The 26063-nt window shown below is 63.1% G+C and carries 15 protein-coding genes; 10 read left to right on the top strand and 5 right to left on the bottom strand.

The features are described from left to right. Positions 1-336: 336 nt before the first annotated feature. The 9 genes from ACTHQS_RS17295 to ACTHQS_RS17255 all read left to right on the top strand — a co-directional run bounded on the left by ACTHQS_RS17295 (position 337) and on the right by ACTHQS_RS17255 (position 12971). Positions 337-3024 (top strand): AAA family ATPase, encoded by a 2688-nt coding sequence (locus ACTHQS_RS17295; protein ID WP_440171383.1) that lies wholly within the window; start codon positions 337-339, stop codon positions 3022-3024. A gap of 154 nt (positions 3025-3178) precedes the next feature. Beyond that, a complete protein-coding gene (locus ACTHQS_RS17290; protein ID WP_440171381.1) occupies positions 3179-4771 on the top strand; it encodes a sugar transferase in 1593 nt (530 codons plus the stop codon). A gap of 27 nt (positions 4772-4798) precedes the next feature. After that, positions 4799-5944 (top strand): Gfo/Idh/MocA family protein, encoded by a 1146-nt coding sequence (locus tag ACTHQS_RS17285; protein ID WP_440171379.1) that lies wholly within the window; start codon positions 4799-4801, stop codon positions 5942-5944. After that, on the top strand, positions 5941-6936 hold the full coding sequence (locus ACTHQS_RS17280) for an NAD-dependent epimerase/dehydratase family protein (RefSeq protein WP_440171377.1): 996 nt from the start codon (positions 5941-5943) through the stop codon (positions 6934-6936). Before ACTHQS_RS17285 ends, ACTHQS_RS17280 begins: the two co-directional genes overlap by 4 nt. Further along, entirely contained in the window at positions 6933-8099 is a 1167-nt protein-coding gene (locus ACTHQS_RS17275; RefSeq protein ID WP_440171375.1) for a DegT/DnrJ/EryC1/StrS family aminotransferase, read from the top strand. The genes ACTHQS_RS17280 and ACTHQS_RS17275 overlap by 4 nt, the downstream gene beginning before the upstream one ends. Next, complete coding sequence (locus ACTHQS_RS17270) at positions 8096-8755, top strand: acetyltransferase (RefSeq protein ID WP_440171373.1); 660 nt, start codon at positions 8096-8098, stop codon at positions 8753-8755. Before ACTHQS_RS17275 ends, ACTHQS_RS17270 begins: the two co-directional genes overlap by 4 nt. Beyond that, on the top strand, positions 8752-9882 hold the full coding sequence (locus ACTHQS_RS17265; protein WP_440171371.1) for a DegT/DnrJ/EryC1/StrS family aminotransferase: 1131 nt from the start codon (positions 8752-8754) through the stop codon (positions 9880-9882). Before ACTHQS_RS17270 ends, ACTHQS_RS17265 begins: the two co-directional genes overlap by 4 nt. 22 nt (positions 9883-9904) lie before the next feature. Beyond that, entirely contained in the window at positions 9905-11392 is a 1488-nt protein-coding gene (locus ACTHQS_RS17260; protein ID WP_440171369.1) for an oligosaccharide flippase family protein, read from the top strand. Between the two features lie 484 nt (positions 11393-11876). Beyond that, positions 11877-12971: a glycosyltransferase gene (locus ACTHQS_RS17255; protein ID WP_440171368.1), complete on the top strand. Its 1095-nt coding sequence runs from the start codon at positions 11877-11879 to the stop codon at positions 12969-12971. Here the strand turns inward: ACTHQS_RS17255 and ACTHQS_RS17250 are convergent. Genes ACTHQS_RS17250 through ACTHQS_RS17240 form a run of 3 tightly spaced genes read right to left on the bottom strand, consistent with a single transcriptional unit; the run spans position 12955 to position 16278 of the window. Continuing rightward, positions 12955-14163 carry a glycosyltransferase gene (locus ACTHQS_RS17250; RefSeq protein ID WP_440171366.1) on the bottom strand — a complete coding sequence of 403 codons (1209 nt, stop codon included), beginning with the start codon at positions 14161-14163 and terminating at the stop codon, positions 12955-12957. The genes ACTHQS_RS17255 and ACTHQS_RS17250 overlap by 17 nt on opposite strands. Then, the gene (locus ACTHQS_RS17245) at positions 14144-14995 is read right to left on the bottom strand and encodes a chain-length determining protein (RefSeq protein WP_440171364.1); all 852 of its coding nucleotides are present in this window, start codon (positions 14993-14995) and stop codon (positions 14144-14146) included. The genes ACTHQS_RS17250 and ACTHQS_RS17245 overlap by 20 nt, the downstream gene beginning before the upstream one ends. A gap of 44 nt (positions 14996-15039) precedes the next feature. Continuing rightward, entirely contained in the window at positions 15040-16278 is a 1239-nt protein-coding gene (locus tag ACTHQS_RS17240) for an O-antigen ligase family protein (RefSeq protein ID WP_440171362.1), read from the bottom strand. Between the two features lie 323 nt (positions 16279-16601). Between ACTHQS_RS17240 and ACTHQS_RS17235 the strand changes: the two genes are divergently transcribed. After that, complete coding sequence (locus ACTHQS_RS17235; RefSeq protein WP_440171360.1) at positions 16602-17966, top strand: hypothetical protein; 1365 nt, start codon at positions 16602-16604, stop codon at positions 17964-17966. A gap of 307 nt (positions 17967-18273) precedes the next feature. Here the strand turns inward: ACTHQS_RS17235 and ACTHQS_RS17230 are convergent, their stop codons facing one another. Both ACTHQS_RS17230 and ACTHQS_RS17225 read right to left on the bottom strand, forming a co-directional pair. Continuing rightward, positions 18274-22716: a DUF4082 domain-containing protein gene (locus ACTHQS_RS17230; RefSeq protein WP_440171358.1), complete on the bottom strand. Its 4443-nt coding sequence runs from the start codon at positions 22714-22716 to the stop codon at positions 18274-18276. A gap of 392 nt (positions 22717-23108) precedes the next feature. After that, positions 23109-25814, bottom strand: a complete 2706-nt coding sequence (locus ACTHQS_RS17225; protein ID WP_440171356.1) for a WecB/TagA/CpsF family glycosyltransferase — start codon at positions 25812-25814, stop codon at positions 23109-23111. Positions 25815-26063 lie beyond the last annotated feature (249 nt).

Below are 26063 nucleotides of genomic sequence, written 5' to 3'. Positions count from 1 at the left end.
ACCTAATGCGGGTATCACGAGTAGTAGGTACTCGCTTTTTACCTACCGTTTACCCCCTGTTAGGCAAGTAAGGGGCTGCGGGTTTTCCGAATTCGTTAGGTATAGGGGATTGCAACGGCCCTTAAGCGGTGGGGGCAGGGGAGGAGGACCTCCCCACAGGGCCTTGAGCAGGTCCGGACGCCAATCTTGATCGAATCCAGCGGTAACCATGTGGTGCGGCTGCTGGTTGCGACGCTATATTCGCAGGCACCGGCAGAAATCCGCACTGGGAGCGGATGCCGGGACATGTACTGGAAGTGCAGCAATGCGGTCTCCTTCTCGACGAATGGGGACACCATGCCACTTATCGGCCGAAGCAAAGAACTGGACCGCATCATGTCGGTCATCCGTGGGCCCAAGGACAGCGCATTAGCGGTAGTTGGCAGCAAAGGCACGGGCAAATCCGCCTTGTTGTCCGCCATTCCCACTCTTTCCGATTACCGCACCGTATTCCTGTCCGCCAGCGCTGCCGAATCGGACTGGCCGTTATCGGGGCTGACCGCGCTCCTGAGCGACATGGACGATCCCGTCCTGAACCGCATCGCCGACGAGCTCCTGCGGGACACCAGCGGGGCCATGAGCGTGCCGGCAGTGTCCAGCATGCTGCTCAACGGCCTGCACCAGCGCTCCTCGTCACGCACCATCATCGTGCTCGATGACGCCGACCAGCTGGATCCCAGCAGCCAGGCAGTGATCGGATTCGTAGCCAGGCGTTTGACGGGAACGGACATCGTCCTGTTTGTCAGCATGCGGGAGGACCTACCGGAAAGCCCCTTCAGCGGCCTTCCTGCCCTGGCCCTTGGCCCGCTGGGCTACAGCGACACGGTACGGATGCTGGAGAGCTTGCCCGCAAAGAGGACCACGACGGCGGCCGCCCACGCGGTTGCCGCAGCTACCGGCGGCAACCCCCTTGCCGCCGTCGACCTTTACGGCCGGCTGCTGGAAAGGCATGCAGAGGGCAAGTACGCGCTGCCCGTCCCGCTGCCCTCCGGGAGCAGCTTTGATGCGGAGTACGCGTCGGCGGTGGGTGCGCTGACCCCTGGCGCCCGCAACGTCCTGGACCTGCTGGCCCTTTCCTTCCGCAGTGACATCACCACGATCGAGAAGATCGACCGCGAAGTGTGGACGAGCGTGGACGAGCTGCTGGCTGCCGGCCTGGTCAAGCGGACGGGACCCCATCTGGGGATCGGTGACCAGCTGCTGCGGGGATACGTCTTCATGGCCATGACTCCGGCCGTTCGCACGGCCAACCACAGGGCCCTTGCGGAAGCAGCCGGCGACACGGACCCTTATGCCCGCAGGTGGCACCTGAGCTTTACCGCCCTGGAACGGCAAACCCCGTTCCAGCTGCTGCGGCACGCTGTTGACCTGATCCGCGGCGGTGAGGTGGGTTTCGCGGTCGAGTATATTGAGCGCGCCCTGACCATCAACCCCTGGGAAGCGGAAACGGCGGCGCGCCTGACCAGCGTGGCTGAACTGTTGTTCAACCGGGGTGAGTTCGTGTACGCGCGCCGCTACCTGGAATGGGCACAGCGGGTTACCCGCAACCCCGCACTGATCCTTCGGCTGACCGGCCTGTCTTTCGAAATCCAGTTCCTCCAAGGAGCCGCCGTGCGTTCCAGCATGGTTCTCCGGCTTGTGAAGGAGTTCGGCCAGCACGATCCGGCCTATGCCGCCAGCCTGCTGGCCATCGGTGCCCTCTACTACGCCGAGCGGTGGGAACTGCAGGAAGCCTCCGAGCTCCTGCGCCACAGCAACGCGTTCCGCGGGTCAGCATCCGCGCAGTGCCTGGGCATCGCCGACCGCGCCAAGCTGCTGGTCGAGTCGATCGGCGGCGACACGGCCAACCTTGGCCGCAAGCAGGAACAAACGGGCACCGCCCGGGCAGCCGGCCTCTTGGTGCACGGCCGGGCCCTCACGTACGCCGAGCACTATGAAGGCGCCCACGAAACCTTTGCCCTGCTCAATAATTCGGACGAACCAGGCCACATCAACTGGCAGAAGACCGCCGCATTCATGGCAGTGGACAACGCGATCCGCGCCGGCAACGTGCGCGCAGCCGTCCGGCTGATCGACGAACTTGAGCTTTCCGAACCCGAACTGAAGTACCACCGTGCGACGCGGCACCTCTTCCGGGTGTGGCGTGCACACTCCCTTGGCGATGATGCCCAGGCCCGTGCTTACGCAACCGAGGCGCTCCGGTATGCGGGCGCGGACAGCCACCCTGCCATCACGGCACAGCTTGCGGCCTGCCAGGGCCACTTCGCCCTGTTGCGCGGCGATCTGGCGGAGTCCGTTGCCCAGTTGTCGCACGCCGTCGACATCGGCAAGGGGTTCAGCAACCCCACCCTCCTGCGCTGCGAAGCGGACTTGGTGGAGGTACTGATCCGCCTGGGCCGGCACCACGAGGCCACGCAGGCGCTTCTGCGCCTCGAGAGCCGTGGGGTGGGGCTGCGGTCCCCGTGGCTGATGATGGCTGTTGCCCGGAGCCGTGCCCTGCTTGCGGACGGCGAACAGTCGCTGCAGCTTTTCAGCCAGGCACTCGAAGGCAGGAATGGGCACACCCTTGAAAGGGCAAGGACCCTCATGTGCTATGCGGAGCGGCTGCACGCGTTCGGCAGGCTGCGCGACGCACGGGATGCATTGCTCCGGGCCAAGGTGATGTTCGACGAGGCGGGTGCGGATGCATGGACCCAGCATGTGGATGCCCTCCTGCTGGATGAGCGCATGGAGCCTGTCCGCCCGCAGGGCAACCCGGCGATGCTGTTGCTCGCGGACCATGAGCGGGCGTTGGCAAAGATGGTGGCACGGGGCATGCGCAACAAGGAAATCGCTGCGACCTTGTACGTGTCCGTGCGCACGGTCGAAGTGCGCCTCACTGCCATTTACCGCAAACTCGGCGTTGAGTCCCGGGCGCAGCTGACCGCCCTCGCCGCGCGCAAGGGATCCACGGCCGCCGAGCCGTACGTCCTGCCTGTCCTATAGGCCTAAAGTCCTGCAATCTGCAGGTCCCCGCAGTTTCCACATCCTTCCCTTGCAGGATCCACAAAGGACTTGCCGGCCCGGCAAAACCCCGCACCTCTGCGGCTAGTTTTGCTTCACGGCCAGAGAACAGGCGGCTACGCCGGAAAGGGGAACCATGGCAGAGATACCAGTAGCCAAAACCCGGCAGGCTGCGTTCGGCTGGCCCGTTGCGCCCGCTGCTGCACAGCGGGTGTCAATACAGCAGTCGGCGGCAGCGGAGACCGCAGGAACCCGGTTTCCGCTGCCGCCGTCAGCATCGACTTCTCCCGGGGCGAAGACCAGGAGCAGAAAAGCAACGGCAAGTTGGATTTCGCTGCATCTCAATCTCCTCAGGGGAGCTGACGCCGCAGTGGTCACGGCAGCTGTCTACACAGGTTTCCTTCTCTCCGAGGACGGGTTCTCACCTGTTGGACCGAAAGATGGGGGTGCAGCGGCAGCCGCCGCTGCACTCACGGTCATCTGGCTGGGGGCACTGGAGGCCTACCATACGAGGGATGCCAAGGTACTTGGCATCGGTGCCGACGAATACAAACGTGTCGCATCAGCCACCCTGCGGATCTTTGGCCTGATGGCAATCGCTGCGGTGGTCTTCTCCATCCACGGTGCCAGCGCCTTCGTAACAGTCTCCCTCCCCCTGGGCCTGGTAGCCCTGACGGCTAACCGCAAGATGTTTCGCCGGCGGCTGGCAGCCGAAAAGGCAAGAGGGCGTCATCTCTCGCGCGCCGTAGTGGTGGGCGATCCTGAGGATGTTCGCTATGTGGTCCAGCAAGTCCGCAAATCAGGGGCTGTGTACGAGATCCTCGGCGCTTGCCTTCCCGGGGCAAGGCGGGGAGCCTGCCTGCGGGTGGACGGCCAACCGGTACCGGTGCTCTCCTCCACGGATGACATCGCCCGTACCGTCCGCTCGGTGGAGGCCAACTCGGTAATTGTCGCTGGTCCCCTACCAGGCGGAAACAGGTTCATTCGTGAGCTGGGATGGAAGCTGGAAGAGTCCGCGACGGAACTCATTCTGGCCGCAACCCTCACCAATGTTGCCGGTCCACGCATCCACTGGCGGCCTGTGGACGGATTGCCTCTGATGCACGTGGATATTCCACAGTACGCCGGAGCAAAACACGTCTTGAAACGGGTCCTGGATGTCACGGCTGCGCTGATCGCCCTCTTGGTCCTCTCACCCGTACTCCTCGTGCTCGCGCTGATCGTCCGGTTGGACAGCCCCGGTCCCGTCCTCTTCCGGCAGGACCGGATCGGCAAGGACGGCCAGGTGTTCGGAATGCTCAAGTTCCGCTCCATGGTGGTCGACGCCGAGGCGCGCCTGGCTGCCCTGAACCAGCAGAACCAAGGGGCGGGGGTGCTTTTCAAGATGAAGGATGACCCCAGGGTCACCCGCTGCGGACGCTGGATGCGCAAGTACTCGCTGGACGAACTCCCACAGCTTTGGAACGTGGTCCTAGGGGACATGAGCATGGTAGGGCCCCGGCCCCCGCTGGCTCGCGAAGTCAGCGGCTACGAACGCCATACCCACCGCAGACTCCTCATCAAGCCGGGAATCACCGGACTTTGGCAGATCAACGGCCGCTCCGATCTTCCTTGGGATGAAGCGGTCCGGCTGGACCTCTACTACGTCGAAAACTGGTCACTTGCAGGTGACCTGCTGATTCTATGGCGTACGTTTCGGGCCGTCGTCCGGCCGTCCGGCGCCTACTGACATCACATACACAGGAAAGAAAGTGACATGAGAGCATTCGCCAATCCATTCCGTGCCCCTACCCACCCGCAACCTGCCCGCAAACTCCAGATCGCCGTCGTCGGTGCCGGCTATTGGGGACCAAACCTGGCGCGCAATCTGGTCGCCAGCCCCGATTGGGACCTGGTGGCCATCTGTGACCTCGACCTTGAGCGGGCTCGGATGTTGGCCGACACACTCGGCGGGATTGCCTGCGTAGAGTCCCTGGACGAATTGCTGGACAACTTCGACGTGGATGCCGTGGCCATTGCGACACCGGCCCGCACCCACCATGGAACGGTCATGACGGCCCTGCGCGCCGGGAAGCACGTCCTGGTGGAAAAGCCGTTGGCGGACAGCAGGGAACACGGGCAGCAGATGGTTGCCGAAGCCCAGGCAAACGGACTGGTCCTCATGGCAGACCACACCTATTGCTACACGCCGGCCGTCCTAAAGATGCAGGAGCTGATTCAGTCCGGATCCCTGGGCGAAATCCTTTTCGTGGACTCCACCCGCATCAACTTGGGACTGGTGCAGCCCGACGTGAATGTTTTCTGGGACCTGGCACCCCATGATCTCGCAATCCTGGATTTCGTCCTCCCGGGCGGTCTGCATCCGGCCGAAGTGTCGGCCTTCGGCGCGGACCCGCTGGGAACCGGACGCGATTGCGTGGGACACCTCAACTTCCGGCTTCCCAACGATGCCACCGCCCATATCCACGTGAACTGGCTGAGCCCCACCAAGATCCGGCAAATGGTCATCGGCGGATCCCTGCGGACGCTGGTATGGGACGATCTGAACCCACAGCAGCGGCTCAGCGTGTACGACCGTGGGGTAAGCCTGGACCGGCAACCGAAATCAGTGGGTGAGAAGACGTCAACCGCCGTTTCCTACCGGCTGGGCGACACATGGTCCCCCGCCCTGCCGGAACGGGAGGCCCTTGGCCAGGTGGTAGCGGAGCTGGCGGCCTGTATCCGCAATCGCCGGGAGGCCCGGACAAGCGGCGCTTCCGGGCTCCGCGTGCTATCCGTCCTCGAAGCGGCCAACCAAAGCCTGGCTTCGGATGGCCGTCCGACACCCGTGGCCGGACCTGACTTTTCGGCGCCCGATGCTGAATTTCCTGGAAACAGCCCGGAACTGGAGGGTGCCCGATGAACGCGTTGGAAGGGGCCAGAGTCCTGGTAACGGGCGGGGCCGGCACCATCGGATCAACCCTTGTGGACGCCCTGCTTGACGGCGGTGTGCGGCACGTCGACGTCCTGGACAACCTGGTCCGCGGCCGGTTGGATAACCTCTCCGGTGCCCTGGCAACCGGGCAGGTTGAACTGGTTCGGGGCACCATCCAGGACCGGGACCTCGTCCATGACCTCACCAAAGGCAAGGACCTGGTATTCCACCAGGCCGCCATCCGCATCACCCAATGTGCCGAAGAGCCGCGGCTGGCCCTTGAGGTGCTGGTAGACGGAACATTCAACGTCCTGGAGGCCGCCGCGGAGCACAAAGTGGACAAGCTTGTGGCAGCATCAAGCGCCTCTGTGTACGGGATGGCCGAGGAGTTTCCCACCCCCGAACGGCATCATCACGCCAACAATGACACCTTTTACGGCGCCGCCAAGTCCTTCAACGAGGGCATGGCCCGCAGCTTCCGTGCCATGACGGGACTCGACTACGTGATCCTCCGCTACTTCAACGTTTACGGGCCCCGGATGGATGTCCACGGCCTGTACACCGAGGTCCTGGTGCGGTGGATGGAGCGGATCATGGACGGGCAGCCGCCACTGATCTTCGGCGACGGACTCCAGACCATGGATTTCGTGCATACCGCTGACGTGGCGCGTGCCAATGTCCTGGCGGCCGGCAGCGACATTGCCGAGGGAGTCTACAACGTGGCCAGCGGGGCGGAAACCAGCCTGCTGGAAATGGCGCAGGCACTGCTGCGGGTGATGGGCTCTGGTCTTGAAGTGGAGCATGGGCCTGCACGGCAGGTAAACGGCGTGGCCCGCCGGCTGGCCGACACGTCGGCTGCCGCACGCGATCTTGGCTTCAAGACCGAGGTGGAACTTGAAGAAGGACTTCGGCAACTCGTCAGCTGGTGGATGCCTCTGCGCGACGAGATTGCCGCTGCACGGAAGGTTGGTGCCCGATGACTGCGGAAGCATCCCTTACCCGGATCAACGTGATGAAGCCCTGGCTCGGGGAAGAGGAAGCCCGGGCCCTGGCCGAGGTGGTGGCCTCCGGGTGGGTGGCGCAGGGACCCAAGGTTAAGGAGTTTGAGTCCCGCTTTGCCGAATCCCAGGGTGTCCGGCACGGCGTGGCCACCTCCAGCTGCACCACCGCCCTCCACCTGGCGCTGGTGGTGGCGGGAATCGGGCCGGGGGACGACGTCGTCGTTCCGTCCCTGTCCTTCATCGCCACGGCGAACGCGGTCACCTACGTGGGCGCCCGGCCGGTGTTCTGCGACGTGGACCCGGTCACCGGGAACGTGACGGCAGAGACCATCCATGCCGCACTTACCTTGGACACCCGGGCCGTGATCGTGGTGGACCAGGGCGGCGTTCCGCTGGACATGGATCCCATCCGTGAACTGTGCGACCGCCACGAGATCACCGTGGTCGAAGACGCCGCATGCGCGGTGGGGTCAACGTACAAGGACCAGCCGGTGGGTGTGCGCGCGGATGTCACCGTGTGGTCCTTCCATCCGCGCAAGATCCTCACCACCGGTGAGGGCGGGATGCTCACCACCAACCGGGCCGACTGGGCGGCGAGGGCCAGGACCCTGCGGGAGCACTCCATGAGCGTGTCCGCCGCAGACCGGCACGGATCGCTGCTGACACCTTCCGAGGACTACCTTGAGGTGGGGTTCAACTACCGGATGACGGACCTGCAGGCCGCCGTCGGAATCGTCCAGCTGGGCCGGCTCCCGGCGGTGCTGGAACGGCGGCGGGACATTGCGGCGCGGTACGTAGCCGGCCTTTCGAGGGTGCCGGGCCTGCGGCTGGTGTCGGATCCTCCTTACGGCACCACCAACTTCCAGTCGTTCTGGGTGGAGGTCCTGCCGAGCTTTGGGACCACGCGGGACGGGCTGATGGAAAAGCTGGCCGAGGCCGGGATCTCGGCGCGCAGGGGCATCATGGCGGCGCACCGCCAGCCTGCCTACCGGTGGCGTGACTCCGGCGGATCCCTGCTGCAGCACACGGAACGGCTCAACGACAGGACCCTGATCCTGCCGGTCTACCACGAGCTGGACAACGACGGACTGGGCAGGATCATCAGCACCATCAGGGCTGCAGCTGCGGGGACGCGCACATGAGTGAGCTGATCCTGATAGCTGCCAGCGGCCTGGCCCGCGAAGTCCTGGCGATGGTGCGCAGCAGCGGCCAGTACGACGTCGTCGGCCTGCTTGACGACGACAAGGAAATGGCGGGCGTGACCGTGGACGGTGCGCCCGTACTGGGGACCATCGATGACGCCGCGAAGTACACGCACGCGTTCGTCCTGGTATGCATAGGTTCCGGCAGGGTCCGCGAAGCTGTGGTGGAGCGGTTGACCGCGATGGGCCTCACCGAGGCCCGTTATGCCATCGCCGTGGATCCCTCCGTCCAGTACCCGGAGGGGTGCCGTGTCGGGAGGGGCAGCATCCTGCTGCGGAACGTCACGCTCACGGCATCGGTCACGCTGGGATCGCACGTGGTTGCCATGCCGTCGGTGACATTCACGCACGACGACGACGTGGCCGACTTCGCGACCTTCGCTGCGGGCGTGTCGCTGGGCGGCGGAGTCCGGATTGGCCGGGGAGCGTACCTGGGCATGAACGCGAGTGTGCGGGAACGGACGTCCGTGGGGGCGTACGCCACGGTGGGCATGGGCGCTGCGGTCCTGAGCAACGTGCCCGACGGCGAGACGTGGGTAGGTGTGCCGGCGCACGAAATCAACGGGGAGAACTTCAAGTTTCGGGGGATGTCATGAGCACAGGGGTAGACGTAGAGAGCGTTCCGCTGGTGGATCTGGCCGCGCAGCAGGCGGAGGTCCACGAGGAAGTCATGGCGGAACTGGCCGACGTTTTTTCTTCAGCTTCCTTTATAGGCGGACCTGCCGTCTCAAATTTCGAGTCCGCGTATGCCTCCTTTCTAGGCGCCCGGCATTGCGTCGGCGTTGCCAACGGAACCGACGCGCTGGAACTTGCACTCCGGGCCGGGGGTGTATGCCCCGGCGGGGAAGTGATCCTGCCAGCCAATACGTTCATCGCGACGGCCGAGGCGGTGAGCCGGATCGGCGCCGTGCCCGTGCCTGTTGATGTGGATCCGGAGTATTTACTGATTTCCCCTGAGGCGGTCGCCGCTGCGGTCACATCCCGTACGCAAGCGATAGTGCCGGTGCATTTGTTTGGGCAGACCGCGTTCGTGGAGCGCCTGGTGCCCATCGCGCAGTCCTGCGGTGCCGTGATCATCGAGGACGCTGCGCAGTCGCAGGGTGCAACACGCTTTGGTGCCCATGCCGGGACATTGGGCGCGGCTGCAGGGACCAGCTTCTACCCTGGCAAGAATCTTGGAGCCGCCGGGGATGCCGGAGCGGTGCTGACCAATGATCCCGGACTTGCGGCGCGGGTCCGACTGCTGGGCGCGCACGGCAGCTCTGAAAAGTACAGGCACGAGGCCATAGGGTTCAATTCGCGGCTGGACACGGTGCAAGCTGTGGTTCTCAAGGCAAAACTTGCCAGGCTTCACGCATGGAACCTGCGGCGGCGCGCGGCCGCGGAACGGTACGCTGCGCTTCTGGCCGATGTGCCGGGGGTTGAGATCCCCCGGGAGGCCCCCGGAAACGTGGATGTGTGGCATCTGTACGTAGTGCGGGTCCAGCACCGGGATGCCGTCCTCCAGGCGCTGCACGCTGCCGGGATCCACGCCGGAATCCACTACCCGGTGCCGGTTCACCTCAGCGAGGCGTATGCCGGCGGCCATTCCGGTTCGTTCCCTGTTGCCGAAGAAGCCGCCCGCCGGATCCTGTCGCTGCCGCTGTTCCCGCACATCACCGCGGAACAACAGCAGCGGGTCGCAGAGGTGCTGGCAGATGCCGTGGGAGCGGCAGGATCTTGACGACGTCGTGGTGGGGTAATCGATGAAACGCCCGGGCCTGGCCTCTGACCCTGTGGATGGCAAAACGCCCCCAGGCCTGCGCGAGAAGTCCGGCGCAACCGCAGCGCTTGCCTGGAGCCTGCTGAACACGGGGGTCGCCAAGTTTGGCACCCTGGGCATTGGGATTGTCTTGGCCCGGTTGCTGGGCCCTGATTCATATGGCAGCTTTGCGGTTGCCATGGTGGCGCTGCTTGCCGTGCTGACAGTCAACGAGCTTGGTGTCAGCCTCGCCATCGTGAGGTGGCCGGAGGATCCCGCACGGATTGCACCCACCGTGACCACCATCTCGATCGTGTCCAGCGCACTGCTCTGTGTGGCCGGTCTTGCCGTCGCCCCCTGGTTTGCGGACCGCATGGGTGACCCCGGTGCGACGGATGTAGTGCGGGTCATGGTGTGCTGCGTCCTGGTGAGCGGCGTCGTCGCCACCCCTGCAGCCCTGATGCAGCGCGCATTCGACCAAAAGACGAAGATGCTCATCGACCAGGTGAATGTCTGGGTAGGGGCTATCGTTTCGATCTGCCTGGTATTGGCCGGCGTAGGTGCAATGAGCTTGGCTGTTGGCCGGCTCGCCGGAACGATGGCCGGCGGGCTGCTCTTCGTCCTCAAGTCGCCCCTGCCCGTGCGCCCCGGCCTTGACAGGAGCGTCCTGATGCCGCTGCTGCGGTTCGGGCTGCCACTGGCAGGGACCAGCATCATCGTGTTTTGCGTCGGATACCTGGACCAATTGGTTACGGGCAGTACCCTCGGACCGGTCATGTTGGGGATGTATGTACTGGCCTTCAACTTGTCGAGCTGGCCGGTAACCATGTTCTCCCAGCCACTGCGGAGTGTAGCTCCCGTGGTGTTGGCCCGGCAGCAGCATGACCCGGAAAGCATGCGTTCAACAGTCACGGCCCTGATCGGCGTGATGATGTGCGTTGTCTTCCCCGCAATTACGTTCCTGGCAGCCGAGTCCGAGACCATCGTCCGGATTGTTTACGGCGACGTGTGGGCGGGTGCAAGCACCGCCCTTTTTTGGCTTGCCATGGTGGCGGGACTCCGGATCCTGTTCGAGTTGATCTACGACTATCTTGTCGTTGCAGGAATGACGGGCTCCATCATGTCCATCCAGGTGGGTTGGCTGGTGGCCCTGATACCGGCACTGTTCCTCGGCGCCAGCGCTGGCATCGCCGGGGTGGCCATGGCCCAGTTCGTGGTCGTGGTGGCGCTGGTCCTGCCCCTGTACCTCTGGCGGTTGCGGGCCGTGGGAATCAAGCCGCTCCGGGTACTCCGCCAACTGCTGTTGCCTGCAGGGGCGTCGGCAGCACTCTTAACCCTCTCCGCCATCTTCGGCCGCCTGGAACTCGCTGTTCCATGGGCCCTGCTGCTCTCCGGAGCTGCCACCGTCTGCGTCTCAGGAGTCCTGCTCTGGTTCAAGCGCGCAGACGTTGCCATGTTGACGAAACTGGGAAGGAGCGGCGCCCTTGCGTAGCATCAGCAGTAACCGGGGAACCTTTGAAGGCCTGGTGGGGACTGCAGGACTACTGACTGCAGCCGGGTTTTGGGAACGGGCGGCTGTGCAGGCACAACTCGCCGCCCGCTTCGCCTGGACCGACCACACCGGGTACTTCGGCCATCAAGGGCTGGAAGAAGTCCTGTGTAAGCTCCGGTTCTCGATTGCACAACCGCCACCTGCACTCCGGGGGCGAGCGTCGGAGCGCCTTGTGGTCCATGTCGCCACGCAGCTGTACGGTACTGGCGGTCACACGCAGAGCATTGCCCACTGGGTCCGTCAGGATCCAGGCTCGCGCCATCAGGTGGTTGTTACCCGCCAAGGCAGTACCGAATGTCCGGCCAAAATTACGGCATGCCTCTCTGATCCCCACGACCTGTTCCTCCTTGACCGCGGGCCCGGCGGGCTCATCAGAAGGGCGGCCACACTGCGCAGGATCGTCGCTCGGGCCGACGTTGTTGTTGTGCACGCCCATCCGCACGACGTCGTCCCCTCCATTGCGTTGGGCGTTCCCAATGCGCCTCCCGCCGTCTACGTCAACCATGCCGACCATGTCTTTTGGCAGGGGACATCGGCGGCCGCCCTCGTCTTGTGCCTGCGTGGGAGCGGACGGGATCTGACCGTCCACCGCCGGGGAGTTGATGCGGACCGCTGCCTGGTGGCCAACAGGCCACTCGAAATTGCTCCCGCCCAGGCAACTGAACGAGCGCAGAGGGCAGCGGCACGGAGCGGCTGGGGCGTCCCGGAGACCGATTTCGTGGTGGTGTCCGCCGCGGCGGCCAGCAAATACGACCCCGTCGGTACGGACTCCCTGATAGGCCTGTTCCGTTCTTTTCTGCTCCGACGGCCGAATGCGCGCCTCCTCGTCGCAGGCCCCGCTCCGACCGGGGCCTGGGCTGCAGCGGCTGCTGCCACCAACGGAAGGATCCGGGCCGTCGGGAGGCTCACCAGCATCTCAACGCTCTTATCCGTTGCCGATGCATACGTAGACTCCTTTCCATTCTCTTCACTGACATCAATGCTGGAGGCCGGAGCACACGGGCTACCGTTGGTGACTTTCCGGGGCCATCCGGCAGAATGTGCGGTCCTTGGATCGGATTCACCGGGCCTGGAGGACCTTCTACTCGCGCCGTCAACGCCCGTGGGGTTCGTATCCGTCCTGACGGAACTGGCAGATTCGGCTTCCACCAGGATGGCGCGGGGGGCAGCCACCCGCGAGGCAATAGTCCAGGGCCATAGCCCTGCAGCCTGGCGGAACACAGCGGAACTGGTCTATGCCAAGGCCGATCTGGCGCGGATTGCACCTGCTGCACCACGTGCGACTCTCTGGGGAGACGGGCCTCTCGACCGGTTGGTGGGCTTGGTGCAGCAGGAAACCGGATTTGCCGGGCTGGACGCGGCATGGGCTGACATCATGCCCTTCCTTGGAACATCACTGCGCATCAAGCAGTGGGCCGCCTGGCGGAAGTCACCCCATATGGGCCTGGCGCAGTTGGTTCCGGACCGGAGCCGAGCGTGGGCTTCAGACACGCGCAGGCGCCTTATCCGACCTTCATAGCGAGGGGTGTCGAACGGGGGGTGCGGTAGTGTGCCTCCGCCGCATCGACACTGGGCCCCGTGAGCAGCCATGCTCCGGTATTTTCATGGAACCCCAGGATGACCCTTCTTCCCGCCAATGATCCGACCACCTCACGGGCAGCATCAAAACTGATATTTGTCACGGCCACGGTGGAACCCGGCTCCTGGGCGGACACCACGGCTGCAATGGCGGCCTCATCGACTGTCAGGAAGCTGAAACGGACACCTCGCCTGCTCAGCTCCAGGGGTTTGCCCAGTTCGTGCATGCCGGAACTCTCGGGAAGCGCACTGATAATCGTGGCGGCGCCGACGCCGGCGGCGGTACAGATGTCGTCGATGTCGCGGCGAAGGTCGCCCAGGACCGTCACAGGGCGCACTGCGGATCTGTTACGGAGCTTGTGGGCAGAGACAGATTCCCGGAGCCATCGGTACCGCCATTTCTGTGCCGTCAACAGCCTGCCAAAAATGGCGGGAACACCAGCGCGTTGCCGCACAGTACCGCACGTGGTCACAATCGGCAGCTGATCGGGATACGCTCCCGCTATCCACTGATGTGCCTCAGCCAACCGGTCCAGGTTGATGGTGAGGCTGTTATGGGTCAAGGGAATGTTGGCCACCACCACCCGGCTGCCCATCGACCGAAGCCGGGCTCCATATTCGACCGCGTACGCATGCCATGCAAGGTCCGGCTCCTGGCTGAGCGCATGCCGGAGAATTTGATCCCGCCGCACCATGAAAAGGACCTCATCCAGACTGTCTACGTCCGCAAGGCCGGCTTCCTGGCGACCGGACAAGACGATGCGGTCACGGATCAGACCCAGGAGGTGGCCTTGTCCGGTCATTCCGGTTGCCCCGACCATGCCCAGGGACAGATCTGCCATTAACGCGGCGGCGACCTTTTCCAATGCGGGGATGGAGTGGAGGAACACGTCCTGGTGGACAAAAACCACTACATCGTGACGCGCCAATGCCGCACCATGGTTTAAGGCGGCTCCGGCGGAAGAGAACTGCCGCGCCGTATTGTCCACTGGCAGGTATTCGATGTCCGGGGCATCGGCGTGGCCTGCCGCGACGGAGGCCGTAAGGCACTCTTGAAGCACTGCTGGATTGTTGAAGACACAGACAACAGAGACCGGGACCCGCCGCTCTTGGTCAACGTTTGGCTGGGACATCAGAGCCTCGCTCCTCAAAGGAAAGATCCTGCAGCTCGTGCTGGGGCAGCAGGAAGGGCGCATCATGCACGGTTGCCACAGATGGCTTTGGCTTCCGGCCTTCAACTGCCTTTGCCGCGAGAGCCGTGTCCGCTCCCGGTTCCTGGTCATCGTCCACGGAGGGGGCGGCCGGAGCGGCACGACGGTCGTCGGAGCGCCTGCGCCGGGACAATGGCTTGGCCTTATCCGCGGCGTCCTTTCGGGCAGCCCGCGAACTTTCCAGCATCCTCGCGATCGAGACAGCACCGAAGAGGAGGATGACGCCACCGATCAGCACCACGATCATGGAGCGAAGACGGCTGGAGAACTGTTCTGTTGCCTTGCTTGGCGGGTCAATTTGAAGCGCCGTGAACAGGTAGCGGTCGTCTGCCCCGTTGACCTTTTGTGCGTCCTTCAACTTAGCGGTGAGATGCTGGCCCAGGGCTTCCGCAGTCGAAATAGCCAACTGCGGGCTCGACCCCGTAGCCTCCATCCTGATGAGTTGTCCTGCACCAGTAGTGGCCGGCAGGGTCACGGTGTAATCCGGTGACAGCCCGTCGGCCCTGAGCGAGTCAACGACGTCACTCGAGCTCAACTTCGTCGCCATCACTTGCGTGATCAGGGAGCTATCCGCCGAGCGCAAGTAGGGGTTGTCCGAGTTGGCGGACGCGAGTGCGGGGTCGGTACGCATTTCTTCAGTGCTAGGGACCCGGGGGGTCACGAGAACGTAGACAGTCGACGCCATGTAGCTCCGGGGCGCGTAAAAGAATACGTAGGCGGCCGCAACCAGCGTGAGCACCAATACGGTAATCATCGAAGCTTTGTGGCGCCACAGGATTTTGAGAACCGAGACGGGAGTCATGGGAGCCTTTCAGATTCTGCAAGGTCGGAGCCTTGTTCCTTGGTAGTAGCGTTGTGCACCCGCCGCTCGCCGGCAACGAGCAACCAGACCGTCCCGGAGAGCCCGACGCAAATGGGATACACGAGCGCGAGCACGGGGAAGCCCAGTGAGTCAAAGGCCGCCGAAGCGGGGGCTGCCACGAGGCAGGCTGCCGCAACTGCTGCGGCAAGAGTCTTCAAGCATTCTTCCTTGGCGTTGAACGCTGCCAGCCACGCCGCAAGCCCTGGGACAACCATGTACAAAAGGAGTGCCAGGAATCCCGGTACGCCCATCTCGACGATCGTTTTCAGGTACTGGTTGTCCAGGACCTCGATGGCGTTCCGCGTCAGGTAGGCGCCGGGGCCGATTCCAAGCCAGGGCCGTGCGGACACCATCGCTTCCACGCGAGGATAATCCTCGAGCCTTGCGGTGATGGAAGGGTCGGCCGTCCCCGCTGTTACGGACCCAAACAGCGTTGCAACGAATCCCGGCACTGCCAGGAACAGGAGTGTCGCAGCACCAGAGAACCCCAGGACCGTCCACTGCCGTGATTTGGACGGCAGGAAGGGGAGGAACACCAACGCCACAGTCAGGACCCCCAGGACCGCGGAGCGGGAGATCGTCGCGGCGATAGCGAACACGATGAATCCCGTCCCCGTCCAGTGCAACCATTTGCGGCCCGCCCTGTCATACAGCGCGCGCCACAGCGACAGTGGAAGGAGCATGGATGCTATAACCCCGAGTTCAATGGGATGGAAGGTGCTGCCGGCAACCCGCAGGAAGCTGCCGCGTTCCTGGAACGGCTGGTTTCCGCCGTTGTCCTTGAAACCGGGAAGCACCCCCTGAAACCACGCCATGGGATCAACATGGGTGGTGAACTGGAAGGCCGCCACGATGCTGCAAAATACGGCACCGCGCAGGAGCGCACGAACCAGCATCATCGCAGCGTCGACTGTCCGCGTCGTTTCAGTTGTCACCAGCACCAAGCCGGACGAGGCGACCATCAGCAGCATCCAGCGGTCCGCAGCCGCCCGCGTTGCATCGGTGCTGCCCCCGCTGATACCTACATACATGGCGGCATAGGAGGCGCAGGAGACCGCAAAGAGGGCAATCAGCGCGAACCGGCCTGGATGCTCCCGGTCGATGGTCTTGTGCAGGCCGAACATGACGGACGTTGCCCACAGGGCGAAAACCAGCAACGCGAGTATGTGTGCCACATAGCCTGCGGCACCCAGCGGTTCCAACACCAAATTGGACGGAAAAACAAAACATGCCACAGTCGTCACCCTCAGCAGCAGGGGTGGCTTGTTGTCCGCACCATCAACGTGCAGGGGGGCGTCCAGTCGGACTTCCGCACCCAGCACAGACGAAGCTCGCAGATGCTTTCCCATATACCCCCAATCTTCCTGCCGGGGTTGAAATACCCTTACCGACGCAATGTTCAGGGTGATAGCGTAGCTCCAAAATGCTTATTTGTCGCCGAATATTCCCCATTTATTCCGTATGACATTTGACTCATGATTTTACGACAGGAAATGCGATGAGAAACTTGCTCGAAGCGCCGGGAGTAACCGCTCGGGGAATGCGCAATTCCACAAAATTTATCAAAAAAACCACAATTCTATTGACTTTGCTTTTGGCAGCCCCATGCATGTCATCGAGTACCGTGACTGCATCCCCAGCATTGGCTCAAGATCCCCTTCCAGACGGAATCACCATCCTCGGCGTGGATGGCGGGGCTGGCTTCTACGGCAGGTTCTCGCCCACATTGCCGGCTGACCACAACTTTTTTCCTATTGGAGTGTGGTTTGAAAGTGTTTTGCAGGCATCGGACGTTACGTCAGACCGTGGTGCTGGCCTGAACACCTATGTGCAACTCACCGAAGACTCGAACGTGGGGCTTATTCGAAGCAGCGGCCTTCATGCCCTCCCTTCCGTGGCTGTTCCAGGTGCCTCCGGGTTCGTTGTTTCCGATGAAGTGGACATGTGGGCCGGCGGGGGAGATTCGACGTGGACCGGGAGGTCCCAAGGGGAAGGTGTCATCTGTGATCCAGCAGACTCCGAATGTGGCTATACCGTACAAAGTGCCCTGGTGAAGCAGTTCCCGCCCCAGGCCTTGCTCTACTCGAACTACGGCAAGGGCGTCACATTTCAACTGAAAAATCCGCAGGCAGCCCAATTTGTCAACGGCTATCAGGACGTTGTCTCCGCGGATAACTACTGGTTCACTGACCCCTATATATGCAGTCATGTGGAAGGCGGCGCTGTATTCGCCAACGGGCGTGACTTGAGCGACGAGGAATGCCGCACGGGCGCCCACTATGGCTGGACGGTTGACCGTGTCCGGTCACTTGTCCAGCCAGCAGGTTCCAAACCGGTGTGGGCTTTTGTTGAGGTGGGCCATCCATTTTCCGAAACTGACTCGCTCACCATCAGCCCCGCCCAGCTACGGTCAGCGGTGTGGAGCAGCATCATTCACGGCGCGCAGGGAATTGTCTACTTCAACCATAATTTCGGCGGCCAGTGCCAGTCCCAACATGTGCTGCGGGATGAATGCGGCACCGCCATACGTCCTACGGTAACTGCAGTGAATCAACTCATAACTAAGCTGGCTCCGGCGCTCAACACGGGTTCGATAACAGGACTCATCACCGCAAGCAGCAAGGACGTCGACTTTTCCGTGAAGGCCAGTGCCGGCCAGTTTTACGTCTTTGCGGCGTCCACGCGTCCGGGTCCCCAATCGGTAACCTTCTCTGTACGCTGCGGTGGACCAAGCGAGGCAGAGGTACTGGATGAAAACCGTTCAGTGGCAGTGGCGGACCACACCTTTACAGATAGCTTCAGCGATGCTAACGCGGTCCACATTTATCGCCTCAGCGGTGGAAACACCTGCGGTCTCGGCTAGGCCAAGGCCTCGTATCCCTCACTGTACGCGGCTTGCGACACCGGATTGTGCCACGGACCGTCCAACTCTCCGCTTCCTGTACCCGTCGACTATGGGGTGGTGACCTCCACGTCCACCCAGTAGTTAGTGGCATTCCAGGTGGGGAATCCTCCTTCACCGTAGGCCTAAACCGTTGGGACCACTGGTACCGTCCATCGTGGTGAGGGATGGCACCCTCAGGACCCATCCACCTCCCTGCCAGGGCTCGGCCCGCGACACCGGATTGCGCCGCGGGCCCTTGAGCTGCCCTGCCTGTTATCCCCTCCTGCTACGGGGTGGTGACTTCCACATCCACCCAGTAGTTGGTGGCGTTCCAGGTGTTGCTGGGGAACCCGCCTGCACCGTAGGCGTAGACGCCGTTGGGACCGCTGGTACCGTCCGCCAAGCCGTGGAGGACGCCACTGTCCGCTGACTTCCCGGCGAAGAACGCACCGTCTGCCGAGTAATACCCGTTGGGCGCCAGGTAGGAAACCACGTAGACCGTATTGGCGCTGATCGGAATTGGCGTTGCGAACGTCGCCCGTTGCCAACCCGATGCGCCCTCATTGGTGAAGGTTACGGACCCCAGCAGTTGTCCTCCGGAGGTCCAGAGCTTACCGACGTGTGTGCCGGTGTTCTGGGGTCCCTTGTAGAACCGGACGGCCGTTACGGTGGCGTTGGTGTCCGCTGTGAACTTCATGCCCAGTTCCACTGATGAGTTGTCCTGGGCGGTGACGGTGGATGGAGCCGCGGTGGGGGCAAATACGGTACACGGGCAGCCCGCCGTTGGTTGCGGGGCTGTCGTGAACGACCAGGTGTACGAGGACGCCATGGCCAGTCCGTTGCTACCCGTGGCCCCGGATACGGTGGCGGTGAATGTTGTGCTGTAGGCCAGCGCAGCTGCGGGGGTAAACACCGAGGTGTTGGTCAACGTGTCATAGCTGAGCGTGCCCGGAACGTTCGCGTTCGCCGCGTCCTTGACGTTGAAGACCACAGTGCTCGGGTCAACTGCCCTGTCGTACGTCGCCTTGACCGTAGTGGAGGTGGCGATGTTGGTTGCACCGGCAGCCGGGGATGTGGATGACACCGTTGGCACAGTGGACGAACTGGATCCGTTCAGCACCACATCAACCCAGTAGTTGGCATTGTTGTAGCTGCTGGATGGGAAGCCGGACGTACCGTAGCGGTACACGCCGTTGAGTCCATCCACCCCGCTGGCAAGGCCGTGAAGTGGATAGCTGTCCACACCTTTCGTGAAGAAGGCTCCGTCCGCCGAGTAGTGGCCATTGGGTGCATAGTACGAAACGATATAGGTCGTGTTCGCCTGGATGGCCACGGGCGTGGAGAAGTTTGCCTGCTGCCAGCCGGAACCTGACTCTCCGGTGAAGGTGATGCTCGCCAGCAACTGTCCTCCGCTTGTCCAGAGCTTTCCGGTATGCGTCCCGGTGTTCTGGGAGCTCTTGTAGAAGCGGACACCGGTAACGTTCCCGGCAATGTCCGAGCGGAATTTCATCCCGAGTTCAACGGACGATCCGTCCGGCTGGTCGATGGTTCCGGGCAGTGCGGCCGCGGCAAACACGCTGCATGGGCAGTTTGCCGTGGGCTGGGCCACCGTGGTGAAGGTCCAGCTGTATGGCGCGGTCATTGCCTGGCCTGCCGCGTCTGTGGCCCCGCTGACAGTCGCCGTGTAGGTGGTGTTGTAGGCCAAGGCGGAGCCCGGCGTGAACGTCACTGTGTTCCCCGAGTAGCTGCTGGTACCAGTCACGCTGGTGGTCCCGGCTTGGAGGGTGAAAGTAATGCTATTGGCGCTGACCACCTGGTTGAACGTTGCGCTCGGCGCCGTATTGACACCAACTGCCGTGGCTTTATCTGCTGGCAGCGTTGACGTCACTGCGGGCGGAACAGGTGCGGTGGTGGTGGTGAATGTCCAGGAGTATGGGCTTGCCATCGCTTGGCCGGAACTGTTCGTGGCACCGCTGACGGTTGCCGTGTAGGTGGCGTTGTACGCCAGCGGGCTGCTGGGCACAAAAGTGGAGGTGTTGGTTGCGGAGCTGTAATTGGTTGTCCCCGGCACCGAGTTCAGGGACGGATCCAGCACGCTGAAGACCACCGAAGTGGGCACCACTGCCTGGTTGAACGTCGCTGCCGGTGTCACGGAGAGGGGTACGCCAGTGGCCTGGCCGGCTGGCGAAGTACTGCTGACGGCCGGAGCGGGAGGCGGTGCCCCGGTGGTGAACGTCCAGCTGTAGGGGCTGGCCATGGTTTGCCCGGCCGCATTGGTCGCGCCGTTGACGGTCGCCGTGTACGTGGTGTTGTAGGCCAGTGCGGCAGAGGGGGTGAAGGTGACGGTGCCTGAGCTGTAGGCGGCGGTGCCCGCAACCGCCGAATTGTCCGGCTTCTTCAGCGTAAACGTGATGCTGCCGGCCGTCACGGCCTGGTTAAAGGTGGCTGACGGCGTTTTGGCGATTGCGACGTTGGTGGCGGCATTGGCAGGGTCCGTTGAAGAGACTGCGGGCGGCACCGATGCCGACGGAACGAACTTGACGTCCACCCAGTAGTTCTCGGCGTTGTACGAGGACTGCGGGAATACGCTGCTGGCCCCGTAGGTGTAGACGCCGTTGCCCGAGGTGGGGGTGTTCCTCAGCCCGTGCAGCACTCCGCTGTCCAAGGATGAGTGCCCGGCCGGCATGGGCGACGGGTTTGGATACATGAAGCCGGCTGCCTGCGCATAGTGTCCCTGCGGAGCGAAGTAGGAGACCACATACGTGGTGTTTGCCGTAATGGCCACGGGGGTGGCGAAGGTGACCGTTTGCCAGCCGGTTGCCGTCTCACCTGTGAAGGTTGCCGTGGCCAGCCGGGTTCCACCCGACGTCCACAAACTGCCGACGTGCGTTCCCTTGTTCAAGCTCGACTTGTAGAAGGAAACGCCGGTGACGGTTCCCGCGGTCTGAGCGGTGAACTTCATCCCGACTTCCACACTTCCGCCGTCGCCGGAATCCGGCCTGTCGGGAATCATGCTGGACCCGAAGATCGAGCAGGGGCACGAAACGTTAACCGAAGCACCGGACCCCGGCACCTCGGTATTCCCTGAGTCGTCCGTGGCGCGGGTCTTCACGGCCACGGCCGGGCTGCCGTGGACCGTCCACGTGTAGGTCCAGTTGGTGGTGCCGGTTGCCGGGCGCCAAGTGGTTCCCCCGTCGGTGGAGACTTCGACGCCGGCGACAACCCCGCCGACATCGGACGCCGTTCCTGACACGGTGACGCTGGAGCCATCGGCCAGGGTCTGGCCGTTCAGGCCCGATGTGATGGTCGATACAGGACTGATGGTATCGGTGGACTTTGAAGCGGCCACCAGTCCCGTCATCAGGGTGGTTGGTTGGACACCCATGTCGGCGAACAGGTTGACGGTAGCCTGCTGCATGTTCTTATCGGGAGTGCTGGTGGGAATGGTGAAGTTGTCCAGGCCGTAGGCCCACTGGACAGTGCCGGCGCCAAAAACAAGCGCGCCGCTGGGAACCCGATACATGATCAAGTTGTGAGTTTGGGAGGACGCGGCAGTGGTACTGCCGTAGTCAGTGAACGCCTCGGGCACGGACACCGTGGTGGACGACAACTTGAAGGCGCCGGCGGGGCGGAAACCGTTGTCAGCGTCAACGTCCCATTCGTAACCCAGCGTGTCCAAGCCGCTTCCGAGGGTAAGTGACTGCGTTCCGGTCAGCTTGGCAGCTGCTGTGTTACGCCAGATCCGCATCCCTGCATACTGGGCCGGAACCTTGATGTCCGCGGAACCGGAATTAACCAGGAAGAACTGCCCGGTCAAGGAGTTCTCCGGGTTTCCGCCCCCGGACGACGTGCCAAAGCGTGGGTCGCGCCAGGTCCCGGTCCATTCCACAGGGTCTACGGGCGCGTTGTAGTGGGTGTCCTTATATGACACGAGGGTACGGCCGGCCGTCTGGCTGCCATCAATCGAAGCCTCCCAACGGGTCCGCCAGAACGCCTCGTTACCGCTGAAGAATGCCAGGTTGACTCCTGCATTCCGGGCGGCCTCCACGTTGGTTCGTTGTGTTCCGCTCCAGTATTCATCGTGCCCGGAGGACATGAACATCTTGTGGTTGAGCAGCAGGGGGCCGCGCGTTGCAGTGTCAAGCCCGCTTATGTAGCTGACGTCGTATCCATTCGCCTCCAGGAAGCGAATCATCGGGTACTCGGTGTCCATCAGCCAACTGTGACCTTGGTCGCCTGTGGAGAGGAACGGCCTGTTGTAGGACACCTTGAACGCCGACTTGTAAGCCTGCGGATTGCCAGTAGGGCACGCAATCGTGCATTGGTAAAGGCTGTTGCCGCCGTAGGTGTTGTAGGCCTGCCACGTCGTGTCGGAGGTTTGCACCACCATGCCGCTCTTGCCGGCGTCATTCCGGACCACGAACGGGATCATGCTGTCGCCGCCCGTATCGTTTCGGACGAGATGGGCAAAGTACACCCCCGAGACGGCCGACGCCGGAACAGTCCAAGTCGCTGAAATTCCCCAGTTCCCGCAGTCGACCAAGCCCGTTCCCGACTGGGTCAGGCAGGCGGGCTGGGACTGCGGCAACTTTACTGCGAGTGGGATATTTGCGGCGACCTTTCGCGCTCCATCTCCCTGATAGTAGCCAAATCGGAGAATGTCGATGTGGTAGGCGCTGGCCGTTGTCTTGATCTTGAAACTGATGGTTTCGCCCAGGTTGAGGCTCATCGACGTTCCATAACCCTGGATTGACGAGTCGCCGGATCCCGCAACTTCCCAGTCCGAGGAGGGCGTGCCAGGCAACGAGTTTTCACAGGCGATGGCGCTGGCAACGGGCGGCGTGCAGGCATCTGCGTGAGCCGCCGGCGCCTGGGAAAGCGTCGAACTAAAAGACAACATCGTGGCGACAAGAAATAGTACGGAAAAACTCACTGCCGAACGCAGCCTGCCTTTAAAGGGCCCTGATTTCGCAAACACTATAACTCCAATTCGAGACATGAATAGCCGTTTGGCGACAGATGCCCGCCCATCGCTTTGTACGAATATGCGGCCATTTAGAAATGTAGAATTAGAACTTCATGGGTACTTCTGGGATTTCAACCACAGCCGGCTCCCGGGGACTATAATCCATAATTCCGACTGCTTTCATCCCGCTCCCAGGCTGGGCTCTTGCGGCGTCGGGCGGCACGGCCGGCCAGCGCGAAAGCGGCATACACTATGGCATCCATCGCCGAGCTGGGACCCTTGATTGTCTGGGCTAGTTGCCCCGCCGTCCGTCCCGCATGGGCACCTGGAATATCGCGGAGTTGGGAGTTCCCCCTATACACGCGCTTCAGGGTGGAGAGCAGTGCGCCGGCGGTCCGCGGGGTGCGTACTATCACCGGTTGGCCGGCAATGGTGGCCTTTTCGGAGGCCGCGAACAGTCGGTCGACGTAGCAGTCGTCGGCCGTGACGGGCGGGAATTCCGCCAGCCGTTCATGTCCCCTGCAGCTTAGGCCGTAGACCCCGGCCCCCCACATCGATGCCGTTGCTTGGGGAAGTCGGTTGCGTGCTCTGTAGTAGGCGCGAACCGCCCATGAAGCGCCCGCAGTGTCATAAGCGAATGCCGGCCGGGCGCACAGAGGCCCGTCGTCGTCAGCCAGTGCCGCCAACGTGGCACGGAGCGCCGCCGCCGGTACCTCAATGTCGGCGTCAAGATACAACCGCGGCCAACTGCCAGCGGCTTGATCCCCGGCGTTGAGGGCAGCAGTCTTGGACGCCTCCTCCACACAGATAACCCGAACGCCGGGTACGGAACCAGCCACTGCTTCTGTCCCATCCGTGCATCCGTTACAGGCAACTATCACTTCCACATTCCCGCTGGCTATGGGCGCCTTGAGCGCTTCGAGCGTCCGTCCCAGTACCGAAGCTTCGTTGTGCGCCGGAATGATCACCGAGCCGAAAGGGAACTCCTGTTCCTGCTCCGCACGGCACGGGTAAGCGACAGCGTGCGGCAAATCGGCCCACCGGGATTCCAAGGCAATCAGACCCAGGATCCCTCTGTGACCCGGCAGTGGAGCCCGCAGCATGGCAGCAAGAAGGACGGCGGCACGAAAGAACCGCGCATACCCCGTCCGACGGTACTTGCGTGCATACCGGATGCGGTTAGCTTCCATCAGTGCATCGAGGGAAGGTGAACTCCCGGATGCACCACGGGAGTGAACCATGGCTGCCCGAGGCTCGAACCAGACGGCCGCCTTGAGGTCCCGGACGCGGTGCAGGTAGTCAGTCTCTTCCGAGTACAGGAAGTAGGATTCGTCCCAGTTGCCGACCTGTTCAGCGATGTCGGACCGGATCAGAAGCGCAGCCCCCGTGGCCCAGTCCACCTTGTGCGGGTGGGCGTAACTTTCCACATCGAAGTCGATCTCCGTGAGCCATCCCGGACGCCGTTGGAACCTACTTCCGAAGAGGGCATCACCCAACGCGCGCGAAATGCTCGGCTCCCGGCGAAGGGAGGGGTAAACGCTTCCGTCATCGTCCCGCAACAACGGCACCACCACTCCCGCACCGGTACTCCTCATGGATTCCCGAAGGGTCCGGACCGCATCCGGACAAAGGCTGAGATCGGGATTCAGGACCAGGTATGCGTCCGCACTTCCCGCTTTCGCGTAGGCCGCATTGATGCCGCCCGCGTACCCGAGGTTCCCCCCGGTAGCGAAAGCGGTCACACCGGGAAACTGCCCCAGGCAGGAAAGCGTCGCCGGGTTCGGTGAGTTATCCGCAACCACTACCTTGATGGACTGGTCCCGTGTCTGAAGCCGGAGGCTCTCCAGCAGCTCACAAACGTCCGCGCCATTGTTGTAGGTCACCACCAGGGCGGCAACGTCCGCGTGTTCGTCGGCATGTGCGAAGCCGGCAGCCTTGCTTCGGTCTTCGCGAATCGCACCGGATAGGGTTTCAGGGACACCGTCAGTTGGGGTGCCCGGGGCTCCATCTGCACTGTGGCGACGGAGCTTCAGGTAGGCTTCCGGTCCTTCGATAACGTATCGTTTGGCAAGCCGTCGCGGTTCCATGGCCAGCCGCCAAGCCCATTCAAGGCCCATGTTGCTGATGGGGGCCGGAGCGCGCTGTATGTGGCCACCGAGGAAATCGATGACGGCCCCGAAAGCAAGCAGCACATTGGCCCCGGTTTGCTTCCCATACTCCCGGATCCAGAGCTCCTGGCGTGGTTTACCCAAACAGACCACCAGTATCTCCGCTCCGGCAGCGCGGATCTCTGCACACAAGGCCGTGGAGGCGGCGGAATCAGTTAGCACTTCACGGGGGGGAGCCCACCACCCCGCCACGCGAAGGGCGGGCCGCTCTGCTGCGAGTCGGGTTGCAACCAATTGATGTGTTTCCCGGCTCCCGCCCAAAAACCCGATGGACCGCCCCTGTACCGTGGCTTCATCGAGGACCTGCTCGATCAGATCACTCCCTGCAAGCCGGGTCCACCGCTGCCCTGTGAGCTCCTCCGCCTTGGCCACCAGTGGGGCACCGTCAAGCAGGGTCAGCCACTCCAACGCTGGTATGCCCAGAGTTCCTTCCCACCGGCTGCCGGTCCCGAAATGGTTCACGTGGTCCAGGTTCGCCGACACGACGCCCAAGGGCACTGCGGCGCCACCTGCGGCACGTTCCATGATGGCCGCCAGGGCGCTTTCACGGCTCATCAGGTCCACCCGGACGCCGCCGAGCGTAACAGTCCGGTTCAGTGGTCCTGCAAGGCCCGATGTTGCCCGCGAAGTCACCAACCCGGCCATCCCGATTTTGTAAATGCGGCGGGGCATGCGTCCAAGTGCAGATGTCATTCCAGCTCCAGGGCTCACAGCGCAGGGGCCCGTGGGCCGGAACCGGGGTCTGCACTCCCCACTCCAGCCAGCGCCGGCTTACCGGCACAGCACCTGTCGCATCGGTCAGTTGTCAACGGGCGCCATCAGTCGGCAGGCCTGCGAGGACCTGGCATGCCGCCCGGAACCTGGACCGCATGCCCAACGGCATCCGTGTTTTCAACCGTAGGTGTTGGAAATACCCCCATCAGGAGAATAGGGGCTACCTAT

Origin of the sequence: Arthrobacter sp. SAFR-044 (assembly GCF_051965175.1) — a bacterium.
Lineage (GTDB): Bacteria > Actinomycetota > Actinomycetes > Actinomycetales > Micrococcaceae > Arthrobacter.
This window is presented reverse-complemented; position numbering and strand designations above follow the sequence as displayed.